Annotated in this window: 11 protein-coding genes and 1 pseudogene; 4 read left to right on the forward strand and 8 right to left on the reverse strand. The window is 66.8% G+C overall.

Annotation, left to right across the window (positions count from 1 at the left end; translation table 11 throughout):
- Window positions 1-329 precede the first annotated feature (329 nt).
- The 7 genes and pseudogenes from FV234_RS23930 to FV234_RS23960 form a co-directional block, all read right to left on the reverse strand.
- A pseudogene (locus FV234_RS23930) lies at window positions 330-1766 on the reverse strand (IS1182 family transposase).
- A gap of 486 nt (window positions 1767-2252) precedes the next feature.
- Window positions 2253-2903, reverse strand: coding sequence for a thioredoxin domain-containing protein (locus FV234_RS23935; RefSeq protein ID WP_246686294.1), 651 nt, complete (start codon window positions 2901-2903; stop codon window positions 2253-2255).
- Between the two features lie 340 nt (window positions 2904-3243).
- On the reverse strand, window positions 3244-3726 hold the full coding sequence (locus tag FV234_RS23940; protein ID WP_147832104.1) for a VOC family protein: 483 nt from the start codon (window positions 3724-3726) through the stop codon (window positions 3244-3246).
- Between the two features lie 31 nt (window positions 3727-3757).
- Window positions 3758-4588, reverse strand: a complete 831-nt coding sequence (locus FV234_RS23945) for a DUF3658 domain-containing protein (RefSeq protein WP_147832106.1) — start codon at window positions 4586-4588, stop codon at window positions 3758-3760.
- A gap of 32 nt (window positions 4589-4620) precedes the next feature.
- Entirely contained in the window at window positions 4621-5001 is a 381-nt protein-coding gene (locus tag FV234_RS23950) for a hypothetical protein (RefSeq protein WP_210250970.1), read from the reverse strand.
- Between the two features lie 31 nt (window positions 5002-5032).
- On the reverse strand, window positions 5033-5950 hold the full coding sequence (locus tag FV234_RS23955; protein WP_147832124.1) for an alpha/beta hydrolase: 918 nt from the start codon (window positions 5948-5950) through the stop codon (window positions 5033-5035).
- Window positions 5950-6660, reverse strand: coding sequence for a hypothetical protein (locus FV234_RS23960; protein ID WP_147832111.1), 711 nt, complete (start codon window positions 6658-6660; stop codon window positions 5950-5952). Before FV234_RS23960 ends, FV234_RS23955 begins: the two co-directional genes overlap by 1 nt.
- A gap of 171 nt (window positions 6661-6831) precedes the next feature.
- Between FV234_RS23960 and FV234_RS23965 the strand changes: the two genes are divergently transcribed.
- The 4 genes from FV234_RS23965 to FV234_RS23980 all read left to right on the forward strand — a co-directional run bounded on the left by FV234_RS23965 (window position 6832) and on the right by FV234_RS23980 (window position 9696).
- Entirely contained in the window at window positions 6832-7563 is a 732-nt protein-coding gene (locus FV234_RS23965) for a response regulator transcription factor (RefSeq protein ID WP_147832113.1), read from the forward strand.
- Entirely contained in the window at window positions 7563-8936 is a 1374-nt protein-coding gene (locus FV234_RS23970; protein WP_147832115.1) for a HAMP domain-containing sensor histidine kinase, read from the forward strand. The genes FV234_RS23965 and FV234_RS23970 overlap by 1 nt, the downstream gene beginning before the upstream one ends.
- Before the next feature lie 127 nt (window positions 8937-9063).
- Window positions 9064-9327, forward strand: coding sequence for a hypothetical protein (locus FV234_RS23975; protein ID WP_147832117.1), 264 nt, complete (start codon window positions 9064-9066; stop codon window positions 9325-9327).
- 63 nt (window positions 9328-9390) lie between these two features.
- On the forward strand, window positions 9391-9696 hold the full coding sequence (locus FV234_RS23980) for a hypothetical protein (RefSeq protein WP_147832119.1): 306 nt from the start codon (window positions 9391-9393) through the stop codon (window positions 9694-9696).
- Window positions 9697-9714: 18 nt separating this feature from the next.
- Here the strand turns inward: FV234_RS23980 and FV234_RS23985 are convergent, their stop codons facing one another.
- Entirely contained in the window at window positions 9715-10608 is an 894-nt protein-coding gene (locus FV234_RS23985; protein WP_147832126.1) for a LysR family transcriptional regulator, read from the reverse strand.
- Window positions 10609-10741 lie beyond the last annotated feature (133 nt).

Here is a 10741-nt window from a genome sequence, read left to right on the forward strand (position 1 = left end):
AGGGGCGGCTTTCGCGCGCAAGCTCGGTGCGAGCGGTAGGGGTCCACATCGGCGATCCAGGGTGAGCGTCAGACACTCTCCCAACGCCCGCGACACCTGCCGCTCACCCCATTATGAAACGGGGTCTTAGAGGGCGGGGCTGAATAACGAATACAAACGCTGTGAAAAGGGCGATCACGGTTCCGTGAGCTTCGTTGTTGCGAAAGGCCCGAAGGCTGAACGTTTGCTACGGGGCGAAAGGCCAGGGTCCGCTTACCACCGAGGCTGTGTGAGAACGCGTTTGCGGACTGGACGGACCTGACAGCGCAAGGCCCAAAGGGACCGGGCTTTCAGCCTCGGATGGCTGCGATGAGCGGGCCGGCACCGAGGATCGCGATCACCCGCTTCATGTTGTAGGCAAGAACCTGCAGGCTCATCTCACCGGCCACGTTCCTCAGCCCCCGGGTCAGGAAGTGGGTCGCTCCCATCCAGGCTTTGAGGGTGCCGAAGACGTGCTCGACCGTCTGGCGGCGGTCACGCATCGCGTTCGGGTTCTCGTCGAGCCGGCGCTGGACGGCTTCCAGCACGTGCTCGTGTTCCCAACGAGTGATGCGACGCTGCTCGGCGGGCGTGCAGGAGGTCTTGATCGGGCAATTCGAACAGGCCGACGTCCAGTACCGCCGTAGGGTCATCCCGTTCTCGATGCTCTCGAAGCGATAGGTCAGCGTCTGGTCCCCCGGGCAGCGATAGGTGTCGTCGCTCGCCTGGTAGACAAAGTCCTGCTTGCCGAATCGGCCCTCGGCCTTCGCACCGGACGTCATCGGCTTTGGCAGGGTGACCGCGATCCCCGCCCGGTCGCAGGCCAGGATCTCCTCACCGGAGAAGTAGCCCCGATCCGCCAGAACCTGGATGGCTTCCTCGCCCGAGGCGGCCTGAGCTTGCCCCGCGATAGTGGCGAGCTGGGTGCGGTCGTGGCCGACGTTGGTCACTTCGTGGGCGACGACGAGGTGATGCTTCGTGTCCACCGCGGCCTGAACGTTGTAGCCGACGAGCCCGGTGCCCTTACCGTTCGTCGCCATGGCCCGTGCATCGGGGTCGGTCAGCGAGATCTGTCGGTCCGGCGCGGCCTCGACGAGCGTCTCCATCGCCTGCAACGCGCGCAGCCGATCCCGGAGTGCAGAGAGCCGCTCCTTCAGGCGTGGGGTTCGAAGCTCTGTCACCTCGGCCTCCTGACGGTCGGCGGTATCGAGGGCCGCGAGGTAGCGCACGATGCTCGTCTCGACCTGCTCGATGCGCCTGCGGACCGCGGCCGGGGTGAAGTTCCGGTCGCGCGTGTTCACGGCCTTGAACCGGCTGCCGTCGACGGCCACGACGCCTCCGGCCAGGAGACCGACCTGCCGGCAGAGCATCACGAAGTGCCGACAGGTCGCGCGAAGCGCATCCCCGTTCTCGCGTCGGAAGTCGGCGATCGTCTTGAAGTCGGGTGCGAGGCGGCCGATCAGCCACATCAGTTCGACATTGCGGCCAGCCTCCCGCTCCAAGCGCCGGCTGGACGGGATCTGGTTCAAGTAGCCGTACAGGTAGAGCTTCAAGAGCGTCGCAGGGTGATAGCCGGGTCGACCGGTGGCGGCGGGCGTCACGCCGGCAAAGCCGAGTGCTGCGAGATCCAATTCGTCGACAAACGCATCGACGACGCGGGTTGGATTATCTTACGTGACGTAATCGTCCAGGCAATCAGGAAGCAGGGCAACCTGGTGACGATCTGCAGCTTGGACAAAGCGTGTCATCCCGGGCCTCCGCCAGAGGCTAAGTCTAACACAAAAAGTATCAAATCAAATATATGTTGCCATAAATCGCTGATTGTCTGTCGAAGATTTCAGATCCAGGGATCGAACGATCGGCGTCGCAGATTTCTTTGAGCTTCCTTGCGATCTTGCAACGATCGGGATGGGGGGGGCAAAAAGCCTGCCCGCCGCTCTCCCAAGCGGCCGGACATCCCCAGCTTGGCGTCCTCTTTTCACACAGCCTCCACCCAACCCGGTCGTAGAGCGGACCGGCGGGTGCCGACCCAAGCTAGCCATGCAGACAGCCATCCGCGCTTCCCGAAAGCGGCCATTCGTTGGAGGTCCACCAACTTCGGCTAGGGATGGGAACAGGACCATAGCCCTTTGACCGGGAGCAGACGTTCCGGCAGAAGCCCACGTGATACACTCGTTTCAGCTACTACATGCTCGCAAACGTAAGTTCGCGTTACAATGAAGTTATAAGTGACCTCAAACCAACATCTTCTGGACGATCTCGTCAAACGCCTTGCTATTCAAGGCGCCCTCATGGCGTTCGCCGTTTAGGAACAGCGTCGGAGTGGCATGAACGTTCAACACCTTCACCGCCTGGGCCTGCACACGTTTGACCTGTTCGTAAAGCGCTTGGTTGGAGACAGTCGCATCGAACTTGGTCTTGTCAAAGCCCGCCTGCCGGAGAAGGTCGCGCATCGCATCGAGAGGCTTTTCGGTAAAGGCCCAGGATGCCTGTTTTTCGAATAGCAAATCCGTGATGGGGTAATAGTTTCGCCCACCGTCGGCGCGGGCCAGCATGAAGGCGGCCGTATCAAGTGGATTTAGCGGGTAGCCACGTAGGACAAAGCGCATCTTCCCGGTGTCGACCCAACGCGACCTGATGCCCGGCCAGACCTCGTTATGGAAGGCTGCGCAATGCGAGCAGGTCACGGCGGCATACTCGATGAACGTCACCTTGGCGTCGGAAGCCCCGATGAAGATATCTCCGAGCGGACCTGCCATCGACGGATCGTCCACGGAGTCTGCCCAAGCTTGGAACGGTTGAACCGCGAATGCCGAGCTCAGCATCGCCCCGACGAGCATAGTGCGCCGTGAAACGGCACTGCTCGCAAATTTGATCTCTGTCATGTAGCCGTCGCCTCACTCGTTAATAGGATCTATGGAAAGACCGCCCTGTATGGGCATCTTTGTTTATGACCAATGACGAAGTTGGCGTTAAAGTATTGTTTGTATTTGATTTAGATCGTACATTGAAGATTTTTATTTATTTAGGATAGCAAATCCGCGACATGTGGACATTCGCCCGACTTGGTCGATGGTCGACGTCCACAAAAATTGACTGGAATTGAGCGTTCCTGACTTTCACAACGTGTTGGGGCCTGACCCTTCGCCCTGAATCAGACCTGGATTTAGCTCAGGATTGACCATGCGGTGCCTTAACGAAGACCAAAACGGCTCGACCTCTATCCTAAGTCAAAGTCGCGTGGCGCTCAGCGGGCGGCGGCTGCATGAACTCGATGGTGGAACCATCTGGACCGACGGCATAGACTACTCGCGTTCCGGCCCGTTCGCCTGTGGGGATTGGCTGCGGTATGCCCTGAGCCTTCCAGCCATGGCCTGCGATGCGGGACAAGACCGCGTCCAGATCGTCGACGATCAGGGCAAGATGCGCAGAGCCCGGATCGAACGGCGCGGGCGCCGCCGCAGGTGGGCTCGTTCCCCGATACTCAAGCAGTTCGACCACTTGCCCCCCGAGCGACACCACTGCCATGCGCACCCGCGCGCCGTGGGCACCCGTGACCTGCCCCAGGAACTCGCCGCCCATGTCGCCGGTCCGCACCAGACGTGCGCCCAACCCCTCCACCCAGAAGCGGAGCGCCTCGTCGAGGGAGGCGACGGCGAACCCCACGTGGTCGGCGCGGCGGACGTTGAGGCTTGAGGTATCGATCATTCCTATCATCCTATCGAGGGCACCGACTTGATTAGCCTGGGATCCTGTCCGGATGCGGACGAATGGCCGGAAGGCGAACCTCGTAGTCGCGCATCCCCGGCCCGGCGCCCCTGACGTCGAGGGCACCCGCGGCGGCGAGCGCCAGCACGCGGCCGAACAGGACGACGTCGCCGACGCCCTGGCCCGGTGGGTCGACCTCGAAGGACAGGTGATGCAACGCCCGGCCGATTAACCCGGCGACGATCTCCCATTCCGGCCTGCCCTGCGCGACGAGGGCGGCATCGAAGTGCGTCAACGGCGCCGACACCAGGCATCCGTCCCGCACGATGCGGAGCGGCGCATTCTCGGCCCGCAACCGTGCCCATGTCGCTGACGCCGCGTGGGCTTCGGCTTCTGAGTAGGGGCGTCGTCTCTCCCTCAGGCCGGAGGTGACGATGTCCTCGGGCCGCATCAGACCGAGAGACCACGGCGATCGCACGCCGTCCCGGGTGACGAAGTCCAGACCGGTCGCATTGACGATGTCGAACGGACGCACGGCCATGCGGGAGGCGAACTCCAGGAAGAAGGCGTGCTCCCCGGCATCGGTCAGACAGACCCAATAAACCGGATACACGTCGGCCGTGGTCGCTTCAGCCCAAGGCTCCTCGGGCTCGCGCCAGTCATCGTCGGGAGCGCACCGCAGGACGGTTCTGACCCACGCCTGGCGCGCGTCCGGGTCCGGCGGATCGATGGGGCCATGGCTCAGGGTAGCGGGAAGCGCGACCACGCGTTCCGTACACCCTTCCATACGAAGGGCGTCGCGGATCGCATCCGCCCTGGAGACGCCGTAGGCCACGTGAACGGTCTCGGTCGCACGGGTCATCCCAGGTCCTCCGTCATCCTCGACCGGCATGCTCAAGGCTTCAGTTCGGGACAGAGGCGGTAGCCTTCGGCTGCACCGTTCGTCAGGTCGGTGAAGGCCGTCGGACCATCGACGCGAACGGTCGAACGCTCGGTCGCCCGGGGGAGATCCGGTCCGCCGTATTGCCGGCAGGACTGCTCGATCTCGAACACGTTTCCTTGCCGGGACACGACGCGGGGGCTGCAGTCGTTCGACTTGGAACTGCCGATGCCTGCGCCGTCGTAAGTCCGCAGGGCGACGTTCGGGGGATCCTTGCAGTCCGTGCCGACCGTCACGTAGGCCCCGTGGCGGAGCGGCAAGGTGTCGGCCATGGCCGGCCCGGCGAGCAGGGCCAGGACGCATGCGGATACGGGTCGCGATCGCGTCGGGTTCATGGTGTTCCCCATGATCGGTGGTCGTCGGATGTCAGGCCGGAGCGCCGACCGTTCGCAGCCAGGCCTCGTACCTGCCCGGCCATTGCGCGCTCGGCGTGCCTGGCCGGCCCATCCCGAAGCCGTGGCCGCCGCTGGCGAGCGTATGCGCCTCCACGCGGACACCGGCGCGTTCGCACGCCTGCACCATGATCCGGCTGTTCGCGATGTCGGAGATCGGATCGTCCGCCGCCTGAGTCAGGAAGACCGGCGGACAACGGGACCGGACATGGGTCTCGACCGACCATTCCGCGCTCTCGCTCGGCGTCGGGTGGCGACCGACCAGTTGGGCGCGCGTCGAGGTGTGGTCGTAGGGCGGTTCCAAGGTGATGATCGGGTAGATCAGGGCCGCGGCGGACGGGCGTGCGGGCAGGTTGTCAGCTGCATCGATCGGGCGATACGATGCGAAGGCCGATCGCGTTGCAGCGAGACCCACCAGGTGGCCGCCGGCCGAGAAGCCCAGGACGCCGATCCGATCCGGATCGACCCCGTACGCCCCAGCCCGCGACCGGATCAGGCGCAGGGCGCGCTGCGCGTCCTGCAGCGGGGCCAATGGTCCGTCGGCCCAGCCCTCCCGGGGCAGCCGGTAGCTCAGAACGAACGCCGTAATGCCCCGCGCGGCGAGCCAGCGGGCGGCGGGGCGAGCCTCCTTCTCCATCTCGATGCGTTTGTAGCCGCCGCCGGCGGCGACCAGCATCGCCGTGCCGGTCGACCGGGAAGGCGCGAACACCTCCAGGCCAGGAACGGCGATGTTGCTGACCGCCCCCTTCCCGTCGACCTCGGGCGACCCGTCGGGTCCGCCCCCACCCGGCGGGTCACCCGGCCAGAGCCGAAGGGACGCGGTATCGGCGACGGCTTGGCCCGCCGCGAGCAGGGCGGCCGTGCCGAGAACCAGCGAGCGTCGGTCGATGATCATGGCCGCACCGTCCCGGAGGTTTGCAGGGTCTCGGTCGATACGGCACGCGGGCTGCCGAACAGACGATTCAGGTAGCCGAAGTAGACCGGCTGCTTCTGCCGAAGCTCTTCGCGGGTGAAGGGCTCGCGCGCCAGCTTGCCGTGCAGGTAGACGCTCGCGGTCATCGCGAAGAACTCGCCCGGGTTCTTCAGCAGGTAGGCGTTGGCCGGGTAGAACCCGCCCGTCTTGGCCCGCTCGTAGAAGGTTAGGATGTCCGGGTTCCGGTTGCCGTCCGGCATCATCCGGAAGTGGTAGACGTGCATGTACTCGTGCAGCAGAATCGGACGGTCGTCGCCCGGGGCCGCGACCGCGATGGTGACGCTGTCACCACCGCTGTAGTGGCTGCCCGCGCCCGAGCCGCTCTGCACCACCACCGGCCCCCCCCGTAGGAACGCCTTGGTGCGGGCATCGAGGCCGGTGGCCTCGACGAGGTCGACCTGGTGCTCGGCCGCCTGCCGCAGCCGGACGAGTTCGGCGTTGGGGACATCCGGAGCGATCTCGATCCGGTAGCCGCGATAGGTCTCGCTCCCATCGCCGGATCGGGACGTCACGGCCGCGACCTCTCGCGGTGCGGCGTCGACCGTGCCGCCGTGGACGGCCATCGTCCCCACCACGGCGAGCGCGGTCACGACATGCCAGAGCGGGGATGCCAGTTGGGCTGGAGCCATACGTCCGTCGCCTCGTTTCGTCGGGGCCCATCCGAGGGCCTCCGTTGCGATGCCGGTGACCATCGCGTCCGGACCGATCCAGGATGTGACGAGATGCGCGTGCCATGTAACGTTTTGTGACAGCGGCCGGTTTCGCGTTGCGGCCCGGTCGCGGCGGCCTATCCTCGCGTCATGGCCGACAGCATCACCATCGCCATCGTCGAGGACGACGACGACATCCGCATCCAACTCACGGGCTATCTGGAGGGCGAGGGGTTCCGCGTCGTCGGCGTCGACGGAGGCGCAGGTCTCGACCGACTTCTCGCGGCCGGACCCGCCCCGGACCTGATCGTCCTCGATTGGATGCTGCCCGGCGAGGACGGCCTCTCGATCTGCCGGCGCCTGCGTGCTGCGAGCGGGCCGCCCATCGTGATGCTGACCGCCAAGGACGAGGACATCGACCGGGTGCTCGGCCTGGAGATGGGAGCCGACGACTACGTCTCGAAGCCGTTCAACCCGCGTGTCCTGCTGGCCCGCATCCGCGCGGTCCTGCGACGGTCACAGGGGACTGGCGCCCCGGCGTCCGAGGACGCCGCCGAGATGCTCGGCGTCGTCGATCTCGTCATCGACCTCCCGGCACGCCGGGTGACGGTCGGCGAGGCACGGACCGAGATCCCCCTCACCAGCGCCGAGTACGACCTGCTGCACTGCTTCGTCACCCGGCCGCAGCGGGTGCTCTCGCGCGACCAACTCCTGGACTGGACGCGCGGCCGGACGGCCGACGCCTTCGACCGCACCATCGATGTGCAGGTGAGCCGCCTGCGGCACAAGCTCGATGCCTCGGGCAGCGCCGCGGCGGCGCTACTCAAGACGGTGCGCAACGCCGGCTACATCCTGGCGGCGCCGGTGGGACGGGCATCGTGATGGCGCGGATCGGCCTGCTCGGCCGGATCATGCTGATCCTGCTCGGCGCGCTCTCGCTGCTCGTCCTCGCCACCGTCGCGGTGGACAAGTGGCAGCGGCGCGAGGAGGCCTCGCCCTACGCCACGCGCTTCCCCCGCCTCGATCAGGCCGCCGGCATCATGACCCTGCTGCGGGACGCGGACCCCGCGCAACGCCCGGCGATCCTAAAGGCAGTGAACGGGGAAGCCCTGAGGGCCGAGATCACGGACGCACCTCCGTCCGAGACCGGACTAATCCGCGAGCCGCGTCTCGAAGCGCGCCTGCGGCGGTTGACAGGGGACGCGAATGGCCAGGTTCGGGCCTTCACCGATGTCGACATGCTGCACAGGGGCGTCGATCCGGCGGAAGTCGCCAACGCGGACAACCGGAAGGTGATGGGCCGTCTGGCGACCGCCACTTACGCCTTGCCCGACGGCCGGACGGTCGTCGTCTCCGCCATCGAGCGTCACCACTCGCTGATGCCGTGGCTGCTCGGCCAGCCCCTGAGCCTGTGGGTCGCGGTGCTTGGGCTCGTCGTAGCCGGCCTCGTCCTCGTCGGCGCACGTCACGAACTCGCGCCGTTGCGGCGGCTGACCGAGGCGGTCTCCCGCTTCGACGGTCGTGCCCCCGAGCCTGCCCTCGTTCCGCAAGGCGCCCCCGAGATCCGCCGTCTGTCCCAGGCCGTCCAGGCCATGCAGGAGCGCATCGTCGGCCTCATGGGCGAGCGCTCATTGCTGATCGGCGCGATCTCGCACGACCTGAAGACGTGTCTGACCCGCCTGCGGCTACGCGCTGAGGGCGTGACCGAACCAGAGCGCCGGGAGCGACTGGTCGAGGATCTCGACGCGATGACCGCCCTGCTCGACACCTCGCTCGGCTTCGCCCGTGGCACCGCCGTCGAGGTCGGCCGTGCACCCGTCGATCTCGGCGACCTCGTGGCCATAGAGGTCGCCGAGCACGCCGCACAGGGCGTGAACATCGGCTTGACCGGCGAGGACATACCGGACGCCGTCGTCGCCGGCGACGTGGTTGCCCTGCGCCGGGTGCTCGCTAATCTCATCGGCAACGCCGTCAAGTTCGGGCGCTCCTCGGTGGCGGTCGCGGTACGGCGCAAGGGTCCGGATTGCGAGGTGGCGGTCGAGGACGACGGCCCCGGTATTCCAGAATCGGAGCGTTCCGCGGTGTTCAGCCCGTACTACCGGATCGAGCGCTCCCGGAACCGCGGGACCGGCGGGACGGGTCTGGGGCTGGCCATCGCCCGGCAGATCGCCGAGACGCATGGCGGCACCGTCGTGGCCGAGGCGACCGCGCTCGGCGGCGCCCGGCTCGTCCTGACGCTGCCCGCCATCGCCTGACCACCCAGGCCGTCGTTACAAATCGTTACGCCGACGCATCCGCCCGTCACATCCGGGAAGAAGCCCGGGACGATCCTGCCCTCATCGGTCGCGGCACCGAGCCCCGACGAGAGCAGAGGATGCAACGATGCTGAAGTATCTCGCCCCGGTCGCCTTCCTGGCCGCCATCGCGGTCCCGGCCACCGCCGCGCCCCTGGTCCAGGATGCCGTCTCGAACGGGTCGGATGGTGCCGAGATCATCCAGGTCTACGGCGGCTGCGGACCCTACGCCCATCGCGGCCCCTACGGCGGCTGCCGAACCGGTGGTCAGGCCGGTGGCTACGTTCGTGGCGCTTCCTGTCCGGCCGGCTTCCACATCGGGCCCTACGGGCGCCGTTGCTGGCCGAACTGAGCCGTCCAAACCCTTTCCCTTTCCACACGTCCGGTCGCGTGCCGGATACTTCAGGAGCGAGACATGTTCCGCAGGATCGTCGTACCCCTTGCCCTCGCCGCGGGGCTTCTCACGGCCGGCTCGGCCGCTGAGGCCCGTGACGGCTGCGGCCCCGGCTTCCACCGTGGCTTCTACGGCTGGTGCCGTCCGAACCTCGGCTTCCGTCCGCTCGCCTACGGCCCCGTGTACCATCGCATCGGCCATCACGGGTGGGGCGGCCGCCGATGGCACTACAGCTACCACTACAGCTGGCATCGTCGCTTCGGTTGGCACGGCGGCGGCCATCGCTGGGGCGGGTTCCGTCATGCAGGTTGGCACCATCGCTGGTGATGCGTCGGCATGGGTCGGTCAGTGAGATATCTCTGCCGACCTGGCCGTCTCGCCGATGAAGGCCAGGAACGCCTGGACCTTGGCGGAGGTGTGCCGCCGGGTCGGGACGTAGGCGTGGAGCGGGAAGCGTTCCCCCGTCCACGCCTCCAGGAGCGGCACCAGGCGACCGTCTTCGATGTAGTCCTTGGCGTAGAGCTCCAACGGCTGCGCGATGCCGAGGCCGGACAAGCAGGCGCCGAGCAGCGTCCCCGTATCGTTCACCGTCAAACGACCGCTGCCCCGGATCGCCACGCGCTCCGTGCCGCGGTGGAATTCCCAATCGAAGGGATGTCCGGTGGCGGGGTTCCTGAACTGGATGACGGTATGAACCCCGCTGTCCAGGTCCGAGGGGTGATCGGGTCGGCCATGACGGGCGATATAGTCGGGCGTCGCGCAAGTAAGCACCCGCGTCCGCAGCAGCAGCCGAGCGATCAGCGCAGACGGCTCGGGCTCGCCGAACCGGACGGCGACATCGAAGCCTTCCGCGACGAGGTCGCCCATGCGGTCCCGGACCACCACCTCGACGGAAAGGTCCGGAAATCGCTGCAGGAAATCGCCGAGCCTTCGGGCCAGCACGAAGTGCCCGAAGGCGGCATCGGTGTTGATCCGCAGTTGCCCGCGCACGGCTCGCGCCGATCCCGCGGCCCGGGTGGCGGCATCCTCTAGGCCGTCGAGCAGTGGGCGGACCTCCTCGTAGAAACGGCGGCCCTCGTCGGTCAGGGTCACGGCCCTGGCGGTGCGGTGGAACAGGCGGATGCCGAGACGCCCCTCCAGTCGGGACACCGCCCGGCTAACGCCCGATTGCGACAGGCCGAGCGCCTCGCCGGCCCGGGAAAAGGCCCCGGCCTCGACGATGGCGGCGAGGACGCCGATCCCGCTTGGCCTGCCCCCATTCGGTGGCCCAGGTTCGAAGTTAGTGCATCGTCGGCCGTGTGACGATGGCGGGGTGAGCGAGCGGCGCTGATCTGCTCGGTTCCGTTGGCCAGATGACGACCTCCGGTGCAGG

Origin of the sequence: Methylobacterium sp. WL8 (assembly GCF_008040045.1) — a bacterium.
Classification (GTDB): domain Bacteria; phylum Pseudomonadota; class Alphaproteobacteria; order Rhizobiales; family Beijerinckiaceae; genus Methylobacterium; species Methylobacterium cerastii.

Excerpts from the sequence above, each read along its gene's own strand:
- FV234_RS23935 (WP_246686294.1), bottom strand. The coding sequence starts at position 2,903 with ATGACAGAGATCAAATTTGCGAGCAGTGCCGTTTCACGGCGCACTATG.
- FV234_RS23940 (WP_147832104.1), bottom strand. The coding sequence starts at position 3,726 with ATGATCGATACCTCAAGCCTCAACGTCCGCCGCGCCGACCACGTGGGG.
- FV234_RS23945 (WP_147832106.1), bottom strand. The coding sequence starts at position 4,588 with ATGACCCGTGCGACCGAGACCGTTCACGTGGCCTACGGCGTCTCCAGG.
- FV234_RS23950 (WP_210250970.1), bottom strand. The coding sequence starts at position 5,001 with ATGAACCCGACGCGATCGCGACCCGTATCCGCATGCGTCCTGGCCCTG.
- FV234_RS23960 (WP_147832111.1), bottom strand. The coding sequence starts at position 6,660 with ATGGCTCCAGCCCAACTGGCATCCCCGCTCTGGCATGTCGTGACCGCG.
- FV234_RS23965 (WP_147832113.1), top strand. The coding sequence starts at position 6,832 with ATGGCCGACAGCATCACCATCGCCATCGTCGAGGACGACGACGACATC.
- FV234_RS23970 (WP_147832115.1), top strand. The coding sequence starts at position 7,563 with ATGGCGCGGATCGGCCTGCTCGGCCGGATCATGCTGATCCTGCTCGGC.
- FV234_RS23975 (WP_147832117.1), top strand. The coding sequence starts at position 9,064 with ATGCTGAAGTATCTCGCCCCGGTCGCCTTCCTGGCCGCCATCGCGGTC.
- FV234_RS23980 (WP_147832119.1), top strand. The coding sequence starts at position 9,391 with ATGTTCCGCAGGATCGTCGTACCCCTTGCCCTCGCCGCGGGGCTTCTC.